Genomic DNA, 25,114 nt, shown 5'->3' on the forward strand with positions numbered 1-25,114 from the left:
TTAAGCAAGGGAGTTTATTAGTTCTAAAGTTTTCTGCCATTCAGGGGCAATCACCTGCAGCTGTGCTACTACCGCATCAGCAGTAAAGTCCTGCGACCGCAGGATACGCACCAGCTCCGCCAGTTGGCTTTGCAGTTTGGTCAAGCCTAAACTTCCGCACACACCCTTGAGGTTATGCGCTCGGCGTAGTGTTTCCTGCCAATCGCCTGCGGCCGCCAATGTTTGCACTGCTGCAAAGTCATCCGCCGCTGCCAACTTCTTCAAAAAGCGCACGTACAGCTCTTCACTGTCCATAAAGCGTTCTTCTAAGGACTCATCGATTTGAATCTCTATGTATTGGGATAAATCGCGTAAATGCATACGTATCACCTAAAACCTCTTTCTTAACTTATCTGCGAATATACTCCTCCAGCATTTTCGCCAGCAATTTCATCTGTACAGGCTTCACCATATAGTTGTTCATACCTGCCTGCATAGCGGCCTCCACATCACTGGAAGCGGAGTTGCCTGTCAGCGCCACAATGGGCACGCTGGCTGCATCCTTGCGCTCTAAGGCACGAATAGCTTTAGAGGCACCGCAACCATCCAGCACAGGCATCTGCATATCCATAAGCACCATGTCCACGCTGCCCTCGGCAGAAGCAGCGAATCGCTCCACTGCCTCCTGTCCATTAGCTGCCGTAATAACCTTCAGCTTGTTCATGGTTAGGAGCTCCGTAATAATCTCCATGCTGATATCGTTATCATCAGCCACCAACACTGTGCAGTCGGCAAAATCACTAAGCTTCGCAGCAGGGCGCGGTGCCGGCACCTTCTCTACCTCTTGGAAAGGCAAAGAAATCAGTACGCAGGTACCCTCATCTACCTTACTGCTAATATGAATCGTACCTTCCATACGCTCTACAAGGCTCTTCACTATGGTCATGCCTAAACCAGTGCCTACTACATGAGGAACGCCGAAACGACTGTCGCGTTCAAAAGGAGTATAGATTTTTTCCAAAAACTTTTCGGACATACCGCAGCCCGTATCCTGCACAATAAAGGCATATACAGGACGTTTGCCCTTGCCTGCACTTTCACGGCGCACGGTAAAGGTAATCTTCCCACCGGAAGGAGTGTACTTCACCGCATTGCTCAGTACATTATTCAAGATTTGGCGCAAGCCCTGTAAATCGCCATTCACATATTTCTGATCCGGCAAAACCTCTAATTGGAAATATTTATTTTCCAACTCTGCCTGAGCTGCATAAATACCGCCAATCTCTTTTGAAATCTCCGTCATGGAGAAGGTTTCCTGCAAATGCTCTACCTTGCCATTATCAAGGCGTGCCATTTCCAAAATATCGTTAATCAAGGTCAAAAGCTGCTTACCGGAAGATTTAATCTTTTGAATATAGTCCGCAACTAACGCATGGTCTCCTTGATGCATTTCTGCCAGCTCCGCCATACCGATAATACCGTTTAAGGGTGCACGCATATCGTGGGACATGGCGGAAAAGAACATATTGCGGGACTTAGTATTTTCCCGTGCCACCTTTAAGGCACGTTCCGTTACCCGCATACGGTCCAGCTCACGCAGCTTTTCTGCTTCCACATCGCGCAGGAAGAAAATAGCGTCATCCTTGCCCAAAAGCTCGTCCTGCACCATACGTACATTGACCCATTTATATTCTTTACCAAAGCGCTGACGAAATTCGCCGCCGAATTCATGGATTTGCTGCTGCCAAACCAGTTTCTGCATATTAGCTAGGGAAAAAGTTTCTGCAAACTCTGTGGCAGCCTCTGTTTCCACGCATTCCACCATACGGCTTAAAAGCTCCGTATAATCGCCTTTAGCAGGAGCCTCAAACTCAAGATTCTCGCACTTCAAGGTAACGTATTCACCGGTAGCAAGATTTACTCGAAACGCAGCCAAGTAGGATTTGCTCATAACTTGAGTTACTTCTTCAAATACCTGCACCTGCTTATTCAAAATATGCTCACGCATGGTCAGCGCCACGGTCAAAGCGCAGAAGATAGCCAAAGTCAAGATGAACCACTTCAACAGACTGCGGTAATCCCCCAAAAGAAAATCATAGGGAATGGTTACAATAGAAATCCACCCCTTATCAGACACAGCGTAGTAAACACCACGCTTGTTGCCCTCCAAGTCAATGATATACCCATTGGCACCACTACGAATTTCGCTAAAGATTTGGTCAACATAGGGCTGTTGGTCATCAATAGTCATATTGCGGTCATTAATGGCATACATAATATTGCCATTGGGGTCGCACAAATAGTAATAGCTTTGCGCAGGCAGACGGTTATCTGCCAACAAAGAGTTCAGCTTCTGGGGGTACAGGTTAATGGCAAGCACATTATCCCCCTGCCCCATGCTCACTGCCATAGTCAGAGAATACTCCTTATTATTGCCTTTGCGATACAGATTGGAATAGGTAACCTGGCCCTTTTGATTTAACGCGCTACGATACCATTTCAGTGATTCTATGGGAACATCTTTTTCCCAAGATTTGCCAATTAAGCGGCCGTTAATAACAGCACACATATCAAAACGCCCTATCTCCGTATTGTTTTCCATATACTCGGTAAAACGCTGCAGAGTCTGCTCCAACTTTTCATCCTGCAAATCACTGTCCATATCCAGCATGGAACCCATGCTCTGCGCCACACTGCGCAACAGCATCTCCTGAGATTTAATCCGTGCAGTTTCCTTGGTAGCAAAACGAGCGGCTATTTCTTCACCCATGATATGGGAGTTCTCCAAAATCTTTTGACGCACCATGCTCAAACTAACTATAGAGACCAAAAGGAAAAAGGCAAAAATAACCACGCTGAAAAGAGAAATCTGCAATTTTTTATTTAAAAACTTCAGCTCCATTAATGTCGCTCCTTCCCTTCACCTGCACGTTGCACAAACGTCTTTCCATCACTAATTATAAGCCCTGCTCCCCCTTTTACACAAGCAGTAAAAATGCCCCTGCCGCGGAAAAACAGCAGGGGCAGCTAGCAACCGCGTTTACGCCTTAGGACCGGCAGAAAGAATTTCTTCCGTAATCAAACCATGGAACTTGGTCACGTTCTTGCCAAACAACATTGCCAGTTTATGGAGCTGCTCATCATAGGCAGCTTTATCCTCCCACGTATTGCGTGGGTTAAGGATTTCACTAGGTACATCAGGACAAGCTGCAGGAATTTTAAAGCCAAAAACGGGGAACTCTACCCATTCCGCATTATCCAATTCCCCATCCAGCACAGCGTTGACCAGACGGCGGGTGTATTGCAGACGGATGCGGTGGCCTTTACCATAAGGGCCTGCGCTCCAACCGGTGTTAATCAAATAAACGTTGGTGCCGTATTCCTCTATTCTCTGCCCCAGCATTTTGGCATAGGTCAAAGGAGGCAAAGGCAGGAAGGGTTCGCCAAAACCAATGGAGAAAGTTGCCTGAGGCTCTACAATGCCATCTTCCGTACCTGCTACCTTACTGGTATAGCCGGAAAGATAATGGTACATAGCCTGCTCCTTGGACAGTTTAGCCACAGGAGGCAGTACGCCAAAAGCATCGGCAGTAAGGAAGATGATATTCTTGGGATGACCTGCCACACTGGGCAGCAGTGCATTATCAATATAAGTCAAGGGATATGCTGCACGGGTATTTTCCGTTAAAGCAATATCATCATAATCAGGGTCGCCGTTCTCATCTAAAATAACGTTTTCCAGCACCGTATTCTTGCGGATGGCGCGGAAAATCTGCGGCTCCGTATATTCGCTCAAATGGACGCACTTAGCGTAGCAACCGCCCTCAATGTTGAAGATGCCATCCTTGCTCCAGCCATGCTCATCGTCGCCCACTAAGGCGCGAGTGCCATCAGCGGACAAAGTAGTCTTGCCCGTACCGCTCAAGCCGAAGAACAAAGCAGTATCGCCCTTAGGTCCTACGTTAGCGGAACAATGCATGGAAAAAACACCATGCTTGGGCAATAGATAGTTCATAACGGTAAAGATACCCTTCTTCATTTCGCCGGCATAGCGGCCGCCGCCAATCAGGACTACCTTTTCCGTTAGATTGATAATAACGAACATTTCCGAATGAACACCGTCCGCTTCCGGATCGGCGTACACGTTGGGCATACACAGAACAGTAAAGCCCTCTGCATCAGCAGGCACTTCTTCATTACTGATGAATAAATTGCGGATGAAAAGCTGCTGCCACGCCAATTCGTTAACGAAGTGGACAGGCAGACGATAGCGCGGATCAGCGCCAGCATACACATCGGTCACATACATTTTATGGTCCGCTGCATAAGCCAGCATTTTGGCATAAAGACGGTCAAAGGTTGCTTTAGAGCACGGCAGATTGTTTTCCCAGCACAGCTCATCATGGGTAACTGCATCGTCCACAAAAAACTTGTCTTTAGGGGAACGACCGGTACGCTTGCCCGTAACCACGCGCAACGCCCCATTGGCAGCCAAAACACCTTCGCCATTGGCTAATGCTTCTTCTACCAATTCTTCTCGGGACAAATCAAAGACAGGCAGCTGTACGGCTGCATCAATTTCCTTACGTAATTTTGTCAAAGCCATAAAAATCTCTCCACTCCTGCGGATTTTGTTCCGTTATTTATACTTCTACCTATCATTTTACAGCTTTGTGAATATTTTTACAATGTACTTTACAGCGCCTATAGTGTACGCTATAGAATACTATTTCACTACGTTTTGAGGTGCGCCTGCCAAGAATGCATCAATATTGGCAAAAACAATGTCCGCACGGGCTTCCAAAGCTTCTTTGCTGGCAAAAGCCACGTGAGGAGTAACAGTGCAGTTTTTCGCCTGCAACAGCGGATGGTCCGTAGCTAAAGGCGGTTCGTTTTCGAAGACGTCGATGGCAGCTGCAGCCAGCTTGCCACTGTTCAGCCCCTCTGCCAAAGCAGCGCTATCCACTACGCCGCCGCGGGCAGTGTTAATCAGCACTGCACCATCCTTCATCTTGGCAATGGCAGCTGCATTAATCAGTTTCGCAGTAGCAGCGGTCATGGGCACATGGAGGGATACGAAATCGGACTGCGCCAAAAGCTCGTCCAAAGTAACGTACTGCACGCCTGCTACCGTCAGTTCCGCTTTTTCCGTGCGGCTGTAGGCGAGAACTTTGCAACCAAAAGCTTGGGCAATTTTTGCCACTCTGCAGCCGATGGCACCGGTACCCACAACGCCGAAAGTTTTGCCAAACAATTCAAAACCAACTAAACCGTCCTTGGTACTGCCTGCACGGCAACGAGCATCACAGGGCACAATATTACGGATGGCGCTGATTGCTAAGCCAAAGGTCAGTTCTGCCACAGCGTTGGTAGAATAGCCTGCCGCATTGCAAGCTACAATGCCACGAGCGCGTGCCGCATCCAAACCTACATGGTCCACACCGGTAAAGGCAATATCCAACATTTTTAAATTAGGACATTTATTAATCAAATCTGCGGATAAAGGCTGATTAGCCAACATCAGGATTTCTGCCTCACGAATACGCTCTAGCAGTTTATCCTGCTCCGTTTCTTTAGTTGTATAATAAATAAATTCGTGGCCTGCAGCCTGCAAAGGTGCAGCCAAGGCAGCAATCTTTTCACTGCTTACGCCCAAGGGTTCCATACAAATAATTTTCATCATTATCACCTCAAGAAAATTTATAGTTTACTGTAATATTCCCGCTAGCAGGTAAAAATCCTGCCTCAGCCTGCAGTAAGACCGCCGTCAGCAGCCACCACAGCCCCTGTCATAAAGCTGTTGGCCGGGGAAACCATGCTGCAGATTACATGGGCGATTTCCGCAGGGCGGCCAATGCGCCCCAAAGGATAGGATGCTTCCATATCCTCCAAGCCATAGCCTTCCCCTGCATCCACCAGTTGTTTTGTCAAAAGGGGCGTATCCACGTCAGCAGGACACACGCAGTTCACCCTAATGGCAGACGCCAAATCAAGAGCCAAGGCACGTGTAAGCGCTACAATAGCGCCCTTGGATGCGCAGTAGACAGGGCAGCCGTAGTTGCCGCTAATCCCTGCATCGGAGGCTACATTGACAATGGAGCCCCCGCCATACATACGTGGTAAAGCAGCCTGGGTCAAGAACATGGTACCTTTTACATTAACGTCCATAATGGCAGCATAATCTGCTTCCGTCACGTTTTCCAAACGCTGTTCCGTGTAGACACCTGCGCTATTGACTAAAATGTCCACCGTAAAGGCGGGCGTACCTTCATGCTTGCCCACTGCCAAAATCGCCTGACGGCAGTCCTCCTGCTTACGTACGTCGCAGGGAACATATACAGCGCACTTACCAGTGCGCTCCTTTAAAGATTGTACCGCCCCTGCTCCGCGCTCCGCGCTCCGCCCTAAAAGGTACACCCGCGCACCATCATTAAGCAGCTTTTCTGCCACTGCCAAACCAATACCGCTAGTCCCGCCGCTGATTACAGCAACTAAACCATCACAACCATAATGTAAATTCATAAACGAACACCTCATTAACCTCAAGAAAGTTTCACCGTCACTACGGTACCCTTCCCTTCTTCGCTGGCAAGTTCCAAGGTCATCCCATGGCGCAGAGCAATCTGCTTGGCAATCGCCAACCCTAAACCGCTGCCTGTCTTATTCTGCTCATTGTGCGCCTTATAGAAGCGGTCAAAAGCATGGGGCACATCCTCCGCCCGCATTCCGCAACCATGGTCAACAACCTGTAGTTCTTTACCACGCAAATTAACCTCTACTTGGCTCCCTGCAGCAGAAAACTTAATGCTGTTGTGGAGGAAGATCATCAGCATCTGGCGCAGACGACCATAGTCACCATCTAGCGTATACACATCCGTATCCAGATGAGCAACCACCTGCACATCCTTCTCCATGCCTAGGCGCCGGGATCCACGCACTGCATCCTGCACCACTTCGCACAAGTTCAGAGTGCTTTTCTCAATTGGGAAATCCGTATTCTGCAAACGGGAAAGATCCAGCAAATCATTAATCAAGCGCTGGAGGAACAAGCTTTCCTTATACATCTGCTCGTGGAACTCCTTTACCTCCGCCGGCTCCGTTACCACACCATCCCGCAATGCTTCCAAGCTTCCGCGGATAACCGTCACCGGTGTCCGCAGCTCGTGGGAAATGTTGGCGATAAAATCACGGCGCAGTTTTTCCAGTTTTTGGCTTTCTTCATCCGCCAACTGCAAACGGCCTGCCAGCTCGTCTAAAGTCCGTGCCAGCTCGCCTACTTCGTCCGCCTGCACTAAATTATTCCGTGCTTGGTAATCACGTTCCGCCAAGCGTTCCGCATTATTACGCATAATCTGCAAAGGCTTTGTAAAGCGCCAGCTAAGTACCACGCTGAGCAGCAACCCTAAAACAAGTGCAGCCACCAAGCTCCATAGCAGAATCCGCAGCCCTGCCCACACTGCATCGTGCAAGCCTTGCACAGGGGAATGGAGCAGCACCACTGCCCGCACCTTGCCTTCCTTGTCACGAACAGGCTCGCCTACAGTCAGCATAATACCGTCTAACCACTCATTATATTCTTCAACCACAAAGGGGTTCCCCTGGAAGCCTTCCTCCACCTTCATGCGGATATGTTCGGGCAATTTGGCATACGCATCCTTGGGATCCTTAGGGAGTATTGGCGGCGGTGGCATCTTAGTATCAGAAATTCCTTCCTGACTCTGCTTTTTCAGACGCTTCCGTTGCATCCGCTGCATTCGTTCCTTATTTACATTCAAATTGCGTTCGCTATCCACTACCCAAACAATCTCATTAGCCGTGTTGTCTAAAAAATTAATAAACCGACTATTAGCAATACCATCACCATAATTTTTAGATAAACGTTCCATATTGTCGCTAATTACATAAGCTAGCCGTTTTGCCTGGGCAGCCATAGAGTTCCGTTTGATTTCCACAGTATGCTCCTTGAAAAATTGGTAGAACACACCACCGATAATCAAACCAAAAACTACTAGCACCCCTGTGAAATACAGCATCAGCTTAATAGCAATCTTATTCTTCATCTACTTACCCTCAAAGCGATAGCCTACACCCCAAATTGTCTTGACCTCCCATTGGGGATGGTCATATTTATCCACCTTGGCACGCAAACGCTTGATGTGGGAGTCCACTGTACGACTGTCGCCAAAATAATCATAACCCCAAATACTGTCCAACAGATTATCACGGCTAAAGACCTTGGTATTGTTCTTTGCCAAAGTCCACAGCAGTTCCACTTCTTTTTTAGTCAAAGGCACATCTTCGCCATTAATCTGCACTTGGTATTTATCAAGATTAATCATCAGATTAGCATAGCTAAAAACGTTCTTGGCTGCAGGTTCCTGGGGCCCGATACGACGCAGTACCGCCCGCACCCGTGCCATAACTTCGCTAGCGGAAAAAGGCTTTACCACATAATCATCCGCACCGGTATCCAAGCCCATGATCCTGTCATAATCCTCGCCACGGGCAGTAATCATAATGACAGGCACCATGGAGCTTTCCCGCAGACGGCGGCACACCTCGAAGCCATCTACCTTAGGCATCATTACATCAAGGAGCACCATGGCTATTTCGTCGCGAAGCTCCTCATATTTGGCTAATGCTTCCGCACCATCTAAAGCAATGACAGGCTCCCAGCCTTCCTTTTTAGCGTAGCTGGAAAGAATCATCGTAATTTGTTTATTATCATCAGCAATTAAGATTTTCTTCATATGATTCACCTCACATATTGTTTTAATTATATCACACGCATCTACAGAAGATGTGTTTAAATTATGACGAAAAATTCTTAAAAAAGGTTCAGAAAAAACATAATTCCGTCATAAATCTCCTGTACAATGTAGACAAGCTCAAGGGAACACCCAAGCATAACCACTAATTAAGATAGAAAGTAAATTTAAGGAGTGAAGAATTATGTTGAACCTGAAAAAATCCTTACTGGCAGCCACTGTTTTAACTGCTTTGTGCGCAACTGCTTTTGCAGCAGACACTAACGAACAACCGAAGCCTTCCATGCGTGAGCGTGTAAACTGCATTTTAAGTGAGGACGGCAATCGCCCTTGCGATAATCAAGGTCCCCGCGACCATTTCCGCAAGGAGATGAAACGTAAGCCCATGACGGCAGAGCAACGTGAAGAAATGAAAAAACGTCATGAGGAATGGAAAAAGATGACTCCCCAGCAACGCCAAGAAGCACGTGAAAAAATGCAGAAGGAGCGCCAAGAACGCCACGACAAGCGTGCCAAGGAAGCTATGGCGAAGCTGACGCCCCAGCAAAAGGCAGAAGTAGAAGCCTTCATTAAAGAAGATGCTGCCCAACGCCAAGCACGCAAAGAAAAGCTGCAAAACATGACTCCCGAACAGCGCGAAGCTATCCGTGCTAACCGTCCGCTGAAAAAAGGCCCCATGCACAAAGGCGATAAACCAAGATTTGGTCACAACGACTTCCGCTGCGGCCCTGCACCCGATTGTCCGGCAGCACCTGCTAAATAGCTATTAGACATTTTCCAAAATAGACAAAGCAACACCCTCCTTTCCTTTCAACAGAAATACCCTGCCGAGCACTACGCCCGACAGGGTATTTTTATTTCTTCTGCTTGGGGGGATGTGATTTTTTCAGCTTGCGCAATATGGCTTCCATATCCAGCTTGCGCCCTGCTAAAACTGCCGCTAAGCGCACTTTTAGCAGTTCTTCCGTAGAATCGTGGATAGCTTGAATCACTGCTTTCCGCAGCATGGGCGTAAGATACGCAGCTCCCCATTCTTCCAAAGCGTCGCAGGCGCAGCTGCGCACCATCTCGTTGATGGAGTTCAATCCTGCGCAAATCAGCGCTTCCCCTTCACCCGGATGGTTCTGCAAATAATGCAAGGGTACAACTAGCGCTAAGGGTTCGTCTGCAAGCTGGGGAAGTTTTGCCAAGACTGCAGCCAAGACACGCTCCGGACGTTCTCCTCCTTCATAAGCTAACAAGTAGGGCATAAGGTTGATTTCTTCAGGATGCTCCTGCCAAAAATCAAACAGCCGCTGCCATACGTCTATCTCCAATTCGTAGGCAAAATCAGCCAGTTGGTAGTTAATCCGCCCATTTTCAATTAAGCGCGCGTCTATTTCTTGGCGCCAATCTTGGCTGTACACCAATTTGTCGCAATGAGCGATCAACTCTTGGAACTGGTTGGGGGAGAGGGCGAAGAAACGCTCCTCGTCCTGCATATTGCGCAAGGTAGCGCCGATGTTAGCCACATCCAGCAAATCCTCCGGCAGTACGGCGTGATAGGATGCGTGGTGCAATAAGCGCTCTACTAATGTGTAGATGTTAATTGTTTCTAAATTGTAGTTTTCCCGCAGTGCTTCCGGTTCATAGCGGAGCAGCATAATCAAAAAATTGCCTATAATGGCAAAAGCGCTCTTATATTCCTCAAAGCCAATGGACGGTTGCTGCAGATATTCCTCTAAGCGGGTTTCCTGCAGCAATTTCACTGCCAAAGGCGGATACTCCACATCAATATCAGGACCATTTTTCAACAGCCACAAACGCTCTGCATCGTTCCTGCATTGGCAGTCGATAATGCAGAACACTTTGCCCCAGCCCTTGGTGCAGCCTAAAAGCTCCCACACTGCCTTTTGATTGATAAAGTTGCTCATCCTGCAGCTATAAAGGAAAGCAAAAGTAAATTCTTCGCAGTGAGCCATGGTCACCATGTCACGCCACAGCTCTTGATCCTCACCGTAGATGCGGTGCATGCCATAGATGCCAAAGAGCAACAGCGCTAATTTTACAGGCTCACGATGGCGAGCGTTGTAGAAAAAGCGACGCGCCAAATCATAGGCAGATTCGTTAATGGCTTCCTTATCTAAAGAATCTATCATCACATCGCAGTATTCCGCCATGGACATGTGCTTGACGGCGTTATAGAGCTCCTGACGATGGGGCTGGATAGGCTCTGCCATATAGTCCAACAAAAGCTTCACCAAACGCTCTGCATCCTCCGGAGAGGTCGGCATATCCGTGGTATAGTAAAAAGCATCGGAATGACCTGCGCGCATGTGGTAGGGATATTCTTCGTAGTCAGGCAGATCTTCTTCCGTAAAAATTCCATCTTCATCTATGTGCTTCTGTACGTATGCAAAAAGTGCTTCTTTCATTATTATTACCTCTTTATGTGCTGTAACTTTTAGCATAGCATAAAAACGCTTTCCATGCAACGTAGCAAGGGCTTTCCGCTGCGTTCCGCCTTTGACTTTTCCTGTCATTGTGTGTAAAATATATCTTGAAGTATTATATCCATAAAGGAGGATAACCTGTGTTCCGTAAAACATCCGCCATGGTAGAAGCCGGTATTTTAGCCGCTATTGCTATCGTTATGGCGTTAATAAGCATGTATGTACCTGTCTTGGGTGCTTTTATCAACTTCCTGTGGCCTCTGCCCATTGTCATCTGCGGTTGCCGCCATGGTTTCAAATGGAGTCTGATGACGCTTTTGGTAGCAGCACTTGTTTCCGCTATGATCATCAGCCCTGTCAACGCCTTCTTCCTAGCCGTTATCTTCGGCCTTTTGGGTTTGATTCTCGGCGAATGTATGCGCCGCCACCTGCCTCCCATGCAGATGATGCTCTATGGTACCATCGGCGCCGTAATCGCCCTCATCCTCAACGTGGTTTTGAGCTTTGTGGTTTTGGGCATTAATCCCATCGAGATGATGTTCAATTCCTTTAACGATGGTCTTACCCAGTTGGCTGCTTATTACCGCGAGCATGGTATGACGGAAGAACAGATTAAGGAATCCGTTGCCGGTTATGCAGAAATGCTGCGCATGATGCGAATTATTATGCCCGGTGCTTTCTTAGTCTGCGCACCTTTGATGGCGTTTATCAACTACGTAGCCGCTAAAAAGATTTTGACCAAATTAGGCGAATCCTTCCAAGATTTCCCTCCCTTCCTGCAGCTGCAGGTTCCCGGTTGGATGCTGTGGCCTTACGCAGCTTCTTTACTTGCTGTTACTTACTTCTACCAAACCGATCAGAATAGCTGGATGTATATTGCTTCCGTCAATGTGCAGACTATCTGCAGCTTCGCCTTCGTCTTCCAAGGCATCGTTTTGCTGTATTGGTATGTAGATACTAAGAAAAAGCCCAAGTGGTGGGCTAATTTAAGTTTGGCGATCCTTTTTATGGTTCCCCTGTTCTCTCAAGTTATGGTTTATGTAGGTGCTTTTGACGTGATTTTCGACTTCCGTAAAATCCGCAAGAAATAATATTGCAAATAACATCTCTTAGAGCTCGGCTTTCCTATGGCGGAAAGCTGTCAGACCATGTTCGTCTGACCAAAGGAGGGATAAACTAAATGTTCAACCGATTTAACCGTAATATGAATTCCAAGGCAGATACCAACATCTACCTGCTGATTATCCTGCTTTTGTCCGCAGTAGTGTGCTACCTGCAGCCTAAGCTGATTATTCCTGCTTTGATTATTGTGGCAGTAACCTATTACTTTGCCCGCCGCAATTTAATCAATAAGGAAATATTCTTCAGCAGCTACTTGGACAACATCATCCGCAACATCGAGCGTACCAACCATTACGCTGTCCGCAAGCTTGATATCGGTATGGCGGTGTTCAGCAAAGATGGCAAGCTGCAGTGGAAAAACGAGCTGTTCCAAATGTGGACAGGCAAAAAGAATTTGGAAGGCAAACGTCCGGAAGAAGTTCTGCCCCTGCCTCCCAACTCCTTTGAACTGCTCAGCGTTCGTGACGGCGAGCAGCTAATCCAAATGGAAGGCCGTTACTACAAAATGCGCTACGCCAGCGTGCAAACCCAGGAGCGGGCTGAACGTAAGGATAATTTGAACACTTCCAGCGGTCTGATGATTTATCTGACCGATGTAACCGATTTTGAAATTCTGCGCCAAAAATATGGCAATGACAAACTGTGCTTGGCTTACGCCCGCTTTGACAACTACGAAGAAGTTATGCGCGGCATGAGCGAAACCAATATTGCCAACGTCAATGGCGAAATCAACGAACTGCTCAGCAAATGGGCTGCTTCCCAACATGGTTTTATCTGCCGCATGAACAAGGAAATGTGCCTTTTAGGCTTTACCCAAAGCGCTGTCCTAGACATGATTGAAGACAAATTCACCATTTTGGACCGTTTCCGCGAAGTACGCAGCGGCAACCATTTTGCCCCCACTTTAAGTATCGGTATTTCCTGCGACGGCCTGACTTTGGAAGAACTGATGCAGAACGCAAATAAGAGCCTATCCGTTGCTTTAAGCCGCGGCGGTGACCAAGCAGTAGTGCTGAAAGACCAGGCTACCCAATTCTTCGGCGGCACCAGCACCGTAGCTGCCAAGAGCACCCGTGTCCGCGCCCGTATTGTGGCGCAAACCATCCGCGAGCAGATGCTGCAGGCGGACCGTATCTTCGTCATGGGTCATCATAACGAGGACTACGATGCCATTGGCGCAACCATCGGCATGGCTAAACTGGGTATGTCCATTGGCAAGCCTACCATTATCGTAGCCAGTGAAAATAATGAATACTATAACCGCATTGCCGAGGTTATGGAAAAGAAGAACATCATCCTTGCCAACGAGGATGCCAAATACTTGGATATTGTCCTCTCCGAGGACGATGCTTTGAAATTAGTAACTCCCAAGAGTATGCTGATTTTGGTGGACCACCATCGACCGGTGCTTGCCGCTAGCAAGAAGCTTTTGGAGGCAGTTGCCAATAAGATTGTAGTTGACCACCACCGCCGTGCAGAGGATATTATCAGCGACACTATTCTGCTATACTTAGAGCCTTCCAGCTCTTCTACCAGCGAACTGGTTACGGAGCTGATTGGCTACTTCGACGATCGTTTGGAAATTACCCCGTCCGAAGCGACAGCACTGTATGCAGGTATTGTCCTAGATACGAAAAACTTTGCCGTGCAGACAGGCGAGCGTACCTTCGAGGCTGCCGCATTGCTGCGCCGCAGCGGTGCCGACCCCAATTTGGTACGTTTGCTCTTTAAGGATGATATGGATTTAGTACAGGCGAAGGCTAAGCTTATTGCTGAAGCCAGAATGCCCCTGCCCGGGCTGGCAATTACCGTTTTGCGTAATGCCACCAGAGACACAAAGTCTTCCGTACTTGCTGCCCAAACTGCTGATACCCTGCTAACCATTGACGGTATCAGTGTCAGTGCAGCTATAGTTGAATATAAAGATGGTTTCCTTGGCGTAAGCGCCCGCAGCGACGGCACGATTAACGTGCAGATCATTATGGAAGAGCTGGGCGGTGGCGGCCACCAGACGGTGGCAGGCGTACAAATCGCCAACAAGCGCGCCCGCGATGTGGAACCGCAAATTATTGCATTAGCAAAAACACAATTAGAGGAGCGAGATAATAATGAAAGTAATTCTGCTGCAAGATGTTAAAAATTTAGGCAAAAAAGGTGACGTTGTTGAAGCTGCTGATGGTTATGCCCGCAACTTCCTGTTAGCGCGTAAACTGGCTAAAGAAGCAACCACCGCCAATGTTAACCAAGCTAAAGCTGACAAAGCTACTGCAGCCCATCGTGCTGCCCAAGCTAAGGACGAAGCTGTAGTTTTGGGTGCCCAAGTAGAAAAAGTCGTTGTACGTATGAAAGTACGCGTAGGCGAAAATGGTAAAATGTTCGGCTCCGTAACCAGCAAGGACGTTGCTGAAGCATTGATCAAACAAACCGGTCTCAACATCGACCGCCGTAAAATCGAACTGAAAACTGCAGTTAAAGGTTTGGGCGAATACACCGCCGTTGCCAAACTGCATACCGATGTAACCGCAACCTTCAAGGTTATGGTAGAAGCTGAATAATCATGATTGAGGAAAGGGTTCCACCCCAGAATATAGAAGCCGAACAATCAGTGTTAGGCGCTATGCTCATTGACAAAGAAGCTATTGCCAAGGCTACAGAAATCCTTACTGCCAAAGACTTTTACCGCGAAGCCCATCGCGTTATCTTCAACGCCATGGTGGAGCTGTATAACAAAAATGAAGCTGTGGACATGGTAACGGTTACAGACATCCTGCGTCGTGACAACAAGTTGGAAGATATTGGCGGTATCGCCTATATCACCAGTTTGGCTAATGTGGTGCTCACTGCAGCCAATGTCAAATTCCATGCGGATATCGTGGCGGAAAAATCCGTCCTGCGCCAATTGGTACAGGTATCTACGGAAATCGCCGCCATGGGCTACGAAGCCAACGAAGACGTAGGCACACTGCTGGATACGGCGGAAACCCGTATTTTGGAAATCGCCAACCGCAAAAAGAAGTCGGACTTTACCCCCATCAGCGACGTGCTGATGGACAGTGTCCAGAACATTGAAAAGCTGCTGAAAAATCAAGGCGGCCTTACCGGCATCCCCAGCGGCTTCGTTGATTTGGACAAGCTGACCAGTGGTCTGCATCCTTCCGACTTTATTATTTTGGCAGCCCGTCCTTCCATGGGTAAAACAGCCCTGGCTTTGAACATTGTTACCAACGTGGCTTTGCGCGCCCACAAGCGCGTAGGCGGCGAACCCCGCAGTGTAGCCTTCTTCAGCTTGGAAATGAGCAAGGAGCAACTGGTCAGCCGTATGATTTGCGCCGAAGCCAACATCGACAGCCAGCGTCTCCGCGTAGGCGAAATGGGTGACAAGGATTGGGACTCCCTGTGGGAAGCCTGCGACGCCATGAGCAAAGCGAAAATATTTATTGATGATACCGCAGGTATCAAGGTTATGGATATGCGCAGCCGTGCCCGCCGCCTTAAAGCAGAGCATGGGTTGGACTTAATCGTAATCGACTACCTGCAGCTGATGCAGGGCAGTGGCAAGAAAAGCACCATGGGCGACCGCCAACAGGAAGTTTCTGAAATTTCCCGTTCTTTAAAGGCTTTGGCACGTGAGCTGGATGTACCTGTGCTGGCACTGTCCCAGTTAAGTCGTGGCGTTGAAGCTCGTCAAGTAAAGCGCCCCATGCTCAGCGACCTGCGTGAATCAGGCTCTTTGGAGCAGGATGCTGATATTGTAGCCTTCCTCTACCGCGAAGACTACTACAATCCGGAAACAGAAAACAAGCATACAGAGCTGATTATCGCTAAACATCGTAACGGTCCTGTAGACACTGTCAACCTGTTCTTCCATAAGCAATTCACTAAATTTGTTGGCTTCACCAAACAGCAGGGTTAAGAACTTTGCTTAAATGGAGAAGTAAGGCAAATGCATTTAGAAATTTTTACAGAAAAAGATATTCCCGCTGCCTCCGCCCTGACATATAAAACCTGGGGCGGAGAAATGCAGCTGCACGATAACGCACTGGAAAGTTTCATCTACGAAGCCATGGTTCGTTACTATTTCCGCGGCGAAGGCTTATCTCTCAAGCTGCAGGAACAGGACCATATGCTGGGTTTTCTTTTGGCTGCACCCGTAGGAGTGCAGGCGCACCTTGAACCATGGTTTGCAACTCAAGCAGAAGTAGTGGACGCTGCTGGTAAAAAGCTAGCGCAAAATTATTTGGAGTATTTGGCTTTTAACGGCCATAAGGTTAAGGCTTTGGCTCATCCTAACGATGCTTTGCTCTGCCTGTTCGTAAGCACCGTCCACGGCGGTGGCTCTAAGCTTTTGGCGGCAGTGGAGGAACGCGCCCGCAGCAGCCACGCTCCCCAAGTCCACCTTTGGGCGGATGCTACTTGTAATTATGACTACTACCGTCATCGCGGCTACCAAGAATCCGCGCACTTTGTAAACGAGGTGCTGCCCCAACTGGGAGCACAGCAAACCTGGGTCTATAGCAAGAAATTATAAAGATTTTCCGAATATTTTTCACTAATCTGCGGAAAAACGTTCAGAAAGCTTGCACTTGCTAACAGAAAATGTTATGATTAGTGTGTATCACATTGTAATGAAGAATCTGAAAGGAAATTGTTGCTTTCAGATGTTTTTTCATGATTAAATTTGCTCGGGAGGCATACAAAAAATGATTGAACGCTATACGCATCCGGAAATGGGTAACATCTGGACCCTCGAAAATGAATTCCGCACCATGCTGAAAGTTGAAATCTTGGCTTGCGAGGCTATGAACAAACTGGGCATTGTGCCTGATGAAGCTTTGAAGGACATTCAGACTAAAGCTGATTTCCGTTTGGAGCGTATCAAAGAAATCGAAGCTGTAACCAACCATGACGTTATCGCTTTCTTGACCAACGTTGCTGAATATGTAGGCGACGCATCCAAGTATATCCACAAAGGACTCACCTCCAGTGACGTTAAAGATACTGCTCTGTGCTACATGACTGTACAATCCGCAGATCTTATTATGCGTCATCTGGAAAACTTCCACACCATCCTGCTCCGTCGTGCTGCAGAGTTCAAACACACTGTTATGATCGGCCGTACCCACGGCATCCACGCAGAACCTATGACCTTCGGTATGAAGTTCCTGCTGTGGGCTGCAGAAATCGAACGCGATATGGCTCGTCTGAAACAAGCCCGCGAAATGATGGCTGTTGGCAAACTGTCCGGTGCTGTAGGCACTTACTCCAACATCGATCCCTTTGTTGAACAATATGTATGCGAAAAGCTGAATTTGACTCCTGTACGCTTGGCAACCCAGGTTATCCAACGCGACCGTCATGCACATTTCCTGACCACTGTGGCAATCATCGGCGCTTCCCTGGAAAAAATGGCTACGGAAATCCGCAACCTGCAACGTACCGACATCCGCGAAGCAGAAGAATACTTCGCACCCGGTCAAAAAGGTTCTTCCGCAATGCCTCATAAACGTAACCCCATCACCTGCGAAAAAGTTAGCGGTATGGCTCGTCTGCTGCGCGGCTACGCTGTTGCAGCTTTGGAAGACGTAACCCTGTGGCATGAACGCGACATTTCCCATTCTTCCGTAGAGCGCGTAATCCTGCCGGATGCAACTATCGCTCTGGACCACATGCTGCGCAAGTTCACCAACATCATCGACAAACTGCTGGTATATCCTGACGCTATGATGGCTAACTTGAACAAGACCGGCGGCCTGATCTTCAGCCAAAACCTGCTGATTGCCCTTGTTACCAAAGGCGTGCTCCGCGAGGACGCTTACAAATGGGTACAACGCAACGCTATGGCTCGTTGGCTGGAAGGCGCAGACTTCAAGACCAATGTTGAAGCTGACCCGGATATTAAGAAATACTTGACCGACGAAGAAATCGAGCATTGCTTCGATCCTAAACCCATGCTGCGCAATGTTGATTTGATTTTCTCCCGTTTCGGTTTATAATTAGGCAAATATAAGGAGTGACTGGTAATGTCATCTGTTATCGTATTAGGCGCCCAATGGGGCGATGAAGGCAAAGGTAAAATCGTAGACTATTTAGCACAAAAGGCTGATGCTGTTGTCCGTTACAGCGGCGGCTCCAACGCAGGCCACACCGTAGTAGTAAACGATGTTAATTATAAGCTGCGTCTGCTGCCCTCCGGCGTTTTGTTCCAAGACAAAATCAACGTATTGGGCAATGGCGTTGTTATTAATCCCGGTGTTGTGCTGGCAGAAATCGCCGGCATGAAGGAAAAAGGCATCGACTGCAAAAACTTGGTTATCTCTGACCGCGCTCATGTAGTTCTGCCCTACCATCAACGCCTGGACGAACTGCAAGAAGAAGCACTGGGCTCCCACAAGATTGGTACCACCAAAGGCGGTATCGGTCCCTGCTACATGGATAAGGTTGCCCGCGTAGGCATCCGCGTATGCGATTTGATGGAGCCCGATACTTTCGCTGAAAAGCTGAAAGTTAACATGGAAGCTAAAAACGCCATCATCACCAAAATTTATGGCGGTGAACCCTTTGACTACGAAACTGTACTCAAAGAATATTTGGCTTATGCAGAAGAACTGCGTCCCTACGTTGCTGATACCGGCGTAGTTTTGGACGAAGTTTTTGCAGCAGGCAAAAGCGTACTCTTTGAAGGCGCGCAAGCAACCTTCTTGGATATCGACCATGGTACCTATCCTTACGTAACCAGCTCCAACCCCACTGCAGGCAATGCTTGCACCGGTAGCGGCGTTGGTCCTCGCTTCATCGACCATGTTGTAGGCGTAGTAAAAGCTTACACCACCCGCGTAGGCGAAGGCCCCTTCATTACCGAACTGCTGGATACCGACGGCCCTGGCACCCAAATCCGTGAAACCGGTCGTGAATACGGCACTGTAACCGGTCGTCCTCGTCGTTGCGGCTGGCTGGACGCTTTCATGCTGAAATACAGCGCACGCCTGAACAGCTTGGACTACTTGGCTATTACCCGTCTGGATATCTTGGACCAAATGCCCAAGATTAAAATGTGCGTAGGCTACAAGATCGGCGACGAAGTACTAAAGCAAATCCCTGCTAGCCTGAACGTACTGGCTAAGGTTGAGCCTATTTACGAAGAATTCGATGGCTGGATGACCGATATCAGCGGCATCCGCGAATACGACAAGCTGCCTGAAAATGCTAAGAAGTATTTGGCACGCTTAAGCGAAGTTGCAGGTGTGGAACTTGGCATTGTTTCCGTTGGTCCTAACCGCGAGCAAACCATCGTTCTGAAAGATTTGCTGTAATTTGCAAAAAACTGCTTGACAATTTACAGTCAAGCTAGTATAATATTATTCGTTGCTGATTTAGCAACTATGATTCACTAGCTCAGTTGGTAGAGCACCTGACTTTTAATCAGGGTGTCCCGAGTTCGAGTCTCGGGTGAATCACCAAAAAAAAATTCAGCCTCTCGGAGAAATCCGAGAGGCTTTTATTTGTTTATGCACTATGCGATGAGAGGCTCAACCTTATAATTTACCACTTTCAACAATAATCTTCTTGCCCAGAGGATTTTTCTCATCCTGAATATAGTGATAGAACTCATATTCTTTTAACTTTTTAGTTTCTGGATCAGCGAAAACAGTTATGCCCCAGTAATTTAGACACCCAAAAGTACGACCTTTCTCATCCTTAAACCTCTTTTTACTATCATACGTTTCATCATTACCCTTGAAATCGTATGCAATCATACCCTTTTTATAGAGTTTGGAAGTATTGTTTGTAAGCTTGCCCTTTGCATCAGGATGTAACTTAATTTTTGGATAAAGTTTGTCAACTATTGCTTGCACCTCAGGTGTAATCTCGTGGGTATCTTCTAAGCCCTTAATAGCATAATAATATTTCCAATTAGGCCCTGCAGGCGGTAATGGAGTCTTAGCCTTATTTTCAGTCTTAGCTTGAGTAGTTGCAGTGGTTGCCGGTTTCTTGGGGGGGTCTTCCTTTTTGTCGCCGCCACAGCCAACCATTACGGTTGCAGCTGCCAACATGGTACCAATTGCCAATACTTTCAATAAATTTTTCATAAGTATACCTCCTCTTTATTAACTAATTAAGCTTAAAGCTAAATAAGAAACTGGATTATAGCTGTCTAAAGGGAGTAAACGGCAGGGGCTTCACATTCTTATATTCTTTCTCAAACATTTTAGGAAGATCATCGTAATCTATCCCCGGAACAAGGTCAGAATAATCGTAGGCTGGAATTACGACTCTGCCTGACCTATTGGTATACATTTCACCATGAGCATTATAATAGAACTTATCCCATTCCATAGCATAGCCGGTAAATCTGGCAACGCCAAATGCGCGAGCACCATAAGAAGTATTCTCACCATATTTCAAAAAACGGTTACCTCCCAAATAATCAAATTGGCAAGAATAATCGGATTTAAACATCTGTCGAGCCGTGCCGTCAAAGTAGGTCAAGAGCTGGTAAACTCTGCTGGGATCCTCCACGGAACCTATAATCAGTTCTGGAATATCGTCACCATTAATATCCATCTGCACATAGCCAATCTTGTCTAAATATTTCTCGCCACAACCGGCACGCATAGCATAACGTACACCAACATCGTATTCACCCTTGGTGCGCTCCAAATACTCGTTATACTTGCCTGTAACAATGACCGTTTTTAATTCTTTTAAAACCTTGTCATACTCTTCTTGATTAAAAACCTCTCGATTAACTGCCGCATCGGCTGTGCCAGCAACTGCCAGCAGGGACGTAGCTGTGAGGATTGCTGCAAATAATTTTTTCAGCTTCATAAGTTAACAGCTCCTTTGCGTTGATTTCTATAGTTATTAATGCCTTCCTTGGTTAAAATTATCACATAAATTAGCGGTAAAGTCCCCACCCCAGAGCGGTAAAAGTGTGGGAAAAGTCATTATTTTGTGTTTTTTGTTAACAAGCATCGTCCATAGACTCTAATCAGTAGCTCTGCAGGATTACCCACGCCTTGTCAAAGCGCTTCCTGGCTAAGTCACTATCCTTAATCCACAAAAACAGCCTACCGCTATCGCCCCATACCATGCCTAAGTCCTCGTGGGTGTTTATCTGTAGCAACAAATGCCAATCCTGGGCAGCAACAGCCAAGCCTCTGGCTCTGCCCTCCGCATAGCCATCGAAATTGCCGCAGTCAATACCGTTGGCAACATATTCGCACTGCTCTTCCATCTCGCTTTGCACAATATTGGGGTAGCCCAAAAGCTTGTCGCCCATATAGTCGGCAAACTCCTCCACCATCTCGCAATAGGTATCGTATTCCTCCTCTCCAAGCTCTAAAACTTCTACTGCTTCGCTTTCCGCATAGGGAAGATCGGCAATAGGCATAAAGCCTACGCCGGCAGCACCAAAAACTAAGCCTTCCTTATACATATAATCCTCAGGAGGCTCCTTACGCTCCAAATTATTCCTACTGCCGCTGTAATAGTAAACCTTTTGCGCAGCAGCATCCTCGGGCGCAAAGCCCCAACTCTCCCCACTGCAATCGTAGAAAAGGTACAGCATCCCCTTGGCAGGCAGCTTGTTTGCTTCGTCTAGGGATTTCAGCTCTTGAAAATTAATTTGGCAGATAAAGGACAGGGGCTCACCTGTAGCAGGATTGCGGAACCAATCTACATTTTCCGGCAGATCAGGCAGACCGCCCAGTTTGGACACGCCAATAGGAATATCCTCATCCTCGGCAACAGTCAAATCCATGGTCAGAGCTGATTTAAGATAAGGCACAATGCGGTCAAAATAGTCCTGCAGACCAAATTCTTCCATACAGGAGTAGGTAATTGCTAATTTTTCCATAACGAGCCTCCTTTACTGTTAGCTTCTAAATCTATTCTGCCATAACAAACAGCCTTTGTCCCCACCCCAAAAGGTGGCAAAGGGTGGGAAAAACAATTTTTTCCCGCACTTTTCCTAAAAATTCCTAGCACCTATATCAAAAATCATTTTTTCACGCCACAAAAATAAACCCTCTCAACAGTTGCGTTCATCTAGAAACGCTTCTGCTTGAGAGGGTTCTTCTTTTACTTTTATTGACGCATTACATAGAAAGGATCTATATTCTGTCCATCTGCTAAAACTTCGTAGTGAAGATGGGGACCTGTGCTGTAACCGCTGCTGCCTACAAAGCCGATGATTTCACCTTTAATCACCTGCTGCCCTGCAGTTACTGCCAAGCCGCTCATGTGGCCGTAGGCGGTTTCGTAGCCATTGCCATGGTTAAGCTTTATATAGCGCCCGTAGCCACCGTTCCAGCCTGCCTGTGTCACCGTTCCTGCCGCCGTAGCGTAGACAGGAGCACCAAAATCTGCCGCAATGTCCAAGCCTACGTGCCATTCATAGCCACCACCAATAGGGCCCGTCCTGCCGCCGTAGTTGCTGCTCACTACACCGCCTACTGTAGGCCAACGGTCGGGGAAGGACGCCAAGGTACCACTGCGACCTTCAATTTCGCCTAACAATTCACTGACGGATTTTTTAGAAGACTCCAGCATTCGGCGGATATTGCTGTTCTGGGCTTCCAATACGCCCATGGCAGTTTTGCTGTCCAAAGGCTCACCGCTGCCTTTGCCTGTATACGTGCCACCGCCTGAGCCGCTAGTTTCTGCAGCAGGCGCTACGCCCAGCTTAGAGCTGTCCACATCACGGATAATAGCACGCCGCAGTTTTTTCTCCAGATTGGAGATTTCCGCCATATCCCGCAGCATCTTTTCGTTATCCTGCAAAAGCTGCTGCAGCTTATTTTGCTGTTCTTGCTTATGTACCTTGTACTCTGCAAACTCCGCTGCTTCCTGACGATAATCAGCAAGCTGGTAATAAAAATAGCCGGCACTGCCAAGGGCTGCCGCTAAGAGCAACCCTGCAACGCCAACTACTAATTTCACCTTGCCATAGGCAAGCTTTTTTACTTTGCCATTGGGCAGACGTATTTCACAAATATCTTCTTCCATTATTTTCAACCTTCTTTGAAAAGACCACAACGACGTCCCACTGCCAAAATCCTGCGACCGATAAACGGCACATTGTCCAAGTCCTCCTTGGTCAAACCGCCTACAGCCAACAGCGCTGCTGCGTAAACAGGTACGGAAACAGCCATGGCAAAGAGTACGCACCACATGCCCAAGCCTTCCGTCAGGAACAGTACGCCGTAAATAGCGGCACCCATAATACCGGAAGCCACTAAAGGACGGATGATGCTGCTCAAGGACAGGGTAAAGCCCGTGTATTTATAGATAAACAGCATATTGATAATTGCTGCTACCGCGAAATCAGCTACAGTAGCCAAGGACGCGCCTTTAATGCCTAAATAAGGCACCGCCGTCAACTCCCAGCTGAGGATGACTTTGATTACGCAGGCAAGGATCATATTCATAACAGGGACCGCAGTCCTACCCAAACCTTGCAGGATGCCCGTACTGATTTGGTGCATACCTAGGAACAAAATGCCGATACTCATAGTCTGAATGGCGCCTGCAGCACCTGGAGCATTATAAATCAAGGCTGCCACCTTTTCCGCTAAGAAGAATAAGCCCATAAAGCAGGGGAAGGTGATAATCATAGCCACGCGGAAAGCAATGCGGATTTTCGCGCGGATCGCTTCAAAGTTCTTCAACGCTCTGGATTCGGAAATAGACGGTACCAGACTGATGGTCATAGCTGCTGTAAAAATAGTAGCCAGATTAACTAGCGGTACAGCCATACCTGTTAGGTAGCCAAAAAGCTCCGTAGCATGGCGTACATTAAAGCCTGCAACCTCTAAGCGCTGAGGCACGATTAACAGGTCCAAGTTGGCACCAATAGGCAGCATCAGGCTAGTTAAGGAAACAGGCAGTGCCAATTTCAACAGGCGTTTGATAATATGGCCTGCGCTTTCCACAGGAATACTGTCGTCCTGTGCCGAAATTTCGGCATGGAGGGGTTTTTTAAAACGACGGTAGAACCACATCAGCACTAACAGTGCGCAGAAGGCGCCCACGCCGGCACCCATGCTGGCACCACCGGCGGCATAAGCCAAGCCATAGGGCAGGAACAGGTCAGCGAATACCAGCATGGTAATAACGCGGGTCAACTGCTCTACGATTTCGCTCACTGCCGTAGGCGTCATAATCTGCCAGCCTTGCAGATAGCCACGGAAGCTGGCGAGGAAAGTTACAAAGAAAACTGCAGGTGCCAAAGCGATAATAGAATAGTAGGCTCTGGCATCGCGAATAATATGCTGGTTAATTAAAAAATCCGCCCCAAAGAACAACGCGGAGGAGAACAAAAGACCTGTCAACAGCAAAAGGCGTAAGGAGATATTAAAGACCCGCTTGGCACCGCGATAATCCTTATTCGCCAATTTTTCGGATGTAATAATGGAAATCGCCACAGGCACACCGGCAGAAGAAACCGTAATCGCCATTAGATAAATAGGAAAGCCCATTTGGTACAGGCCGATACCTTCACCGCCCAATACGCGGGAAAGAATAATCCAGTTTAAGGAGCCAATGACCTTGACCACAATACTGGAGATAGTCAGAATCATAGTTCCTTTCAAAAATTTACTATTAGAATTTTGCTTATCGTCGCTCATACAAACCTCGGATTTATAAGATAGTAATACACTATAATTATCCTCTTTTCCGTCAGATTTTACAAGCTTTTTAACAGAAATCTCAAACTTTTGCCATCCCTTTCCCTTGAATTCCTCGACCAATGTGCTAAAATTATTATAGAAGGGTTCATTGTAATTGTACTTTTCACAAAAGTTCACAGAA

The 25,114-nt window shown here is 47.6% G+C and carries 21 protein-coding genes and 1 tRNA gene; 9 read left to right on the forward strand and 13 right to left on the reverse strand.

Going from position 1 to position 25,114, the window contains the following annotated elements; all coding sequences use genetic code 11:
• From ACJMM4_RS02325 to ACJMM4_RS02355, 7 genes are all read right to left on the reverse strand, one after another.
• On the reverse strand, window positions 1–360 hold the full coding sequence (locus ACJMM4_RS02325; protein ID WP_405380146.1) for an Hpt domain-containing protein: 360 nt from the start codon (window positions 358–360) through the stop codon (window positions 1–3).
• A gap of 28 nt (window positions 361–388) precedes the next feature.
• Window positions 389–2,881 (reverse strand): ATP-binding protein, encoded by a 2,493-nt coding sequence (locus ACJMM4_RS02330; protein ID WP_405380144.1) that lies wholly within the window; start codon window positions 2,879–2,881, stop codon window positions 389–391.
• A 138-nt stretch (window positions 2,882–3,019) separates the two neighbouring features.
• Window positions 3,020–4,585 carry a phosphoenolpyruvate carboxykinase (ATP) gene (pckA, locus tag ACJMM4_RS02335; RefSeq protein ID WP_405380142.1) on the reverse strand — a complete coding sequence of 522 codons (1,566 nt, stop codon included), beginning with the start codon at window positions 4,583–4,585 and terminating at the stop codon, window positions 3,020–3,022.
• Between the two features lie 120 nt (window positions 4,586–4,705).
• Complete coding sequence (locus ACJMM4_RS02340; RefSeq protein ID WP_405380188.1) at window positions 4,706–5,659, reverse strand: 2-hydroxyacid dehydrogenase; 954 nt, start codon at window positions 5,657–5,659, stop codon at window positions 4,706–4,708.
• Window positions 5,660–5,724: 65 nt separating this feature from the next.
• Window positions 5,725–6,501: an SDR family NAD(P)-dependent oxidoreductase gene (locus ACJMM4_RS02345; protein WP_405382911.1), complete on the reverse strand. Its 777-nt coding sequence runs from the start codon at window positions 6,499–6,501 to the stop codon at window positions 5,725–5,727.
• Between the two features lie 20 nt (window positions 6,502–6,521).
• Window positions 6,522–8,039 (reverse strand): sensor histidine kinase, encoded by a 1,518-nt coding sequence (locus ACJMM4_RS02350; RefSeq protein ID WP_405381528.1) that lies wholly within the window; start codon window positions 8,037–8,039, stop codon window positions 6,522–6,524.
• Complete coding sequence (locus tag ACJMM4_RS02355; RefSeq protein WP_405381526.1) at window positions 8,040–8,729, reverse strand: response regulator transcription factor; 690 nt, start codon at window positions 8,727–8,729, stop codon at window positions 8,040–8,042. It lies immediately after the preceding gene.
• Between the two features lie 202 nt (window positions 8,730–8,931).
• Between ACJMM4_RS02355 and ACJMM4_RS02360 the strand changes: the two genes are divergently transcribed.
• Window positions 8,932–9,510, forward strand: a complete 579-nt coding sequence (locus tag ACJMM4_RS02360; RefSeq protein WP_405381524.1) for a DUF3106 domain-containing protein — start codon at window positions 8,932–8,934, stop codon at window positions 9,508–9,510.
• Between the two features lie 91 nt (window positions 9,511–9,601).
• On the opposite strand, the gene ACJMM4_RS02365 is transcribed toward ACJMM4_RS02360, so the two are convergent.
• Window positions 9,602–11,161, reverse strand: coding sequence for a hypothetical protein (locus ACJMM4_RS02365; RefSeq protein WP_405381522.1), 1,560 nt, complete (start codon window positions 11,159–11,161; stop codon window positions 9,602–9,604).
• Between the two features lie 158 nt (window positions 11,162–11,319).
• On the opposite strand from ACJMM4_RS02365, the gene ACJMM4_RS02370 reads away from it, so the two are divergent.
• The 8 genes from ACJMM4_RS02370 (at window position 11,320) to ACJMM4_RS02405 (ending at window position 19,758) form a co-directional block, all read left to right on the forward strand.
• Window positions 11,320–12,270: a YybS family protein gene (locus ACJMM4_RS02370; RefSeq protein WP_405381520.1), complete on the forward strand. Its 951-nt coding sequence runs from the start codon at window positions 11,320–11,322 to the stop codon at window positions 12,268–12,270.
• A gap of 89 nt (window positions 12,271–12,359) precedes the next feature.
• Window positions 12,360–14,438 (forward strand): DHH family phosphoesterase, encoded by a 2,079-nt coding sequence (locus tag ACJMM4_RS02375; RefSeq protein WP_405382913.1) that lies wholly within the window; start codon window positions 12,360–12,362, stop codon window positions 14,436–14,438.
• The gene (gene rplI, locus ACJMM4_RS02380) at window positions 14,410–14,856 is read left to right on the forward strand and encodes a 50S ribosomal protein L9 (RefSeq protein WP_405382915.1); all 447 of its coding nucleotides are present in this window, start codon (window positions 14,410–14,412) and stop codon (window positions 14,854–14,856) included. The genes ACJMM4_RS02375 and rplI overlap by 29 nt, the downstream gene beginning before the upstream one ends.
• Window positions 14,857–14,861: 5 nt before the next feature.
• A complete protein-coding gene (dnaB, locus tag ACJMM4_RS02385) occupies window positions 14,862–16,214 on the forward strand; it encodes a replicative DNA helicase (RefSeq protein WP_405381530.1) in 1,353 nt (450 codons plus the stop codon).
• A gap of 30 nt (window positions 16,215–16,244) precedes the next feature.
• Window positions 16,245–16,829 (forward strand): hypothetical protein, encoded by a 585-nt coding sequence (locus ACJMM4_RS02390; RefSeq protein ID WP_405382917.1) that lies wholly within the window; start codon window positions 16,245–16,247, stop codon window positions 16,827–16,829.
• 172 nt (window positions 16,830–17,001) lie between these two features.
• The gene (gene purB / locus ACJMM4_RS02395) at window positions 17,002–18,294 is read left to right on the forward strand and encodes an adenylosuccinate lyase (protein WP_405381512.1); all 1,293 of its coding nucleotides are present in this window, start codon (window positions 17,002–17,004) and stop codon (window positions 18,292–18,294) included.
• 27 nt (window positions 18,295–18,321) lie between these two features.
• Window positions 18,322–19,611, forward strand: a complete 1,290-nt coding sequence (locus ACJMM4_RS02400; protein WP_405381510.1) for an adenylosuccinate synthase — start codon at window positions 18,322–18,324, stop codon at window positions 19,609–19,611.
• A 71-nt stretch (window positions 19,612–19,682) separates the two neighbouring features.
• Window positions 19,683–19,758 (forward strand) — tRNA-Lys (locus ACJMM4_RS02405).
• Between the two features lie 75 nt (window positions 19,759–19,833).
• On the opposite strand, the gene ACJMM4_RS02410 is transcribed toward ACJMM4_RS02405, so the two are convergent.
• From ACJMM4_RS02410 to ACJMM4_RS02430, 5 genes are all read right to left on the reverse strand, one after another.
• Complete coding sequence (locus ACJMM4_RS02410; RefSeq protein WP_405381508.1) at window positions 19,834–20,388, reverse strand: hypothetical protein; 555 nt, start codon at window positions 20,386–20,388, stop codon at window positions 19,834–19,836.
• Window positions 20,389–20,443: 55 nt separating this feature from the next.
• On the reverse strand, window positions 20,444–21,127 hold the full coding sequence (locus ACJMM4_RS02415; RefSeq protein WP_405381506.1) for a hypothetical protein: 684 nt from the start codon (window positions 21,125–21,127) through the stop codon (window positions 20,444–20,446).
• Window positions 21,128–21,290: 163 nt separating this feature from the next.
• Window positions 21,291–22,157, reverse strand: coding sequence for a YwqG family protein (locus ACJMM4_RS02420; RefSeq protein WP_405381504.1), 867 nt, complete (start codon window positions 22,155–22,157; stop codon window positions 21,291–21,293).
• A 230-nt stretch (window positions 22,158–22,387) separates the two neighbouring features.
• Entirely contained in the window at window positions 22,388–23,308 is a 921-nt protein-coding gene (locus tag ACJMM4_RS02425; RefSeq protein WP_405382919.1) for a M23 family metallopeptidase, read from the reverse strand.
• Between the two features lie 5 nt (window positions 23,309–23,313).
• Entirely contained in the window at window positions 23,314–24,930 is a 1,617-nt protein-coding gene (locus ACJMM4_RS02430; RefSeq protein WP_405382921.1) for an oligosaccharide flippase family protein, read from the reverse strand.
• Window positions 24,931–25,114 lie beyond the last annotated feature (184 nt).

The sequence above is a fragment of the Phascolarctobacterium sp. genome (assembly GCF_045124115.1).
Lineage (GTDB): Bacteria > Bacillota > Negativicutes > Acidaminococcales > Acidaminococcaceae > Phascolarctobacterium_A.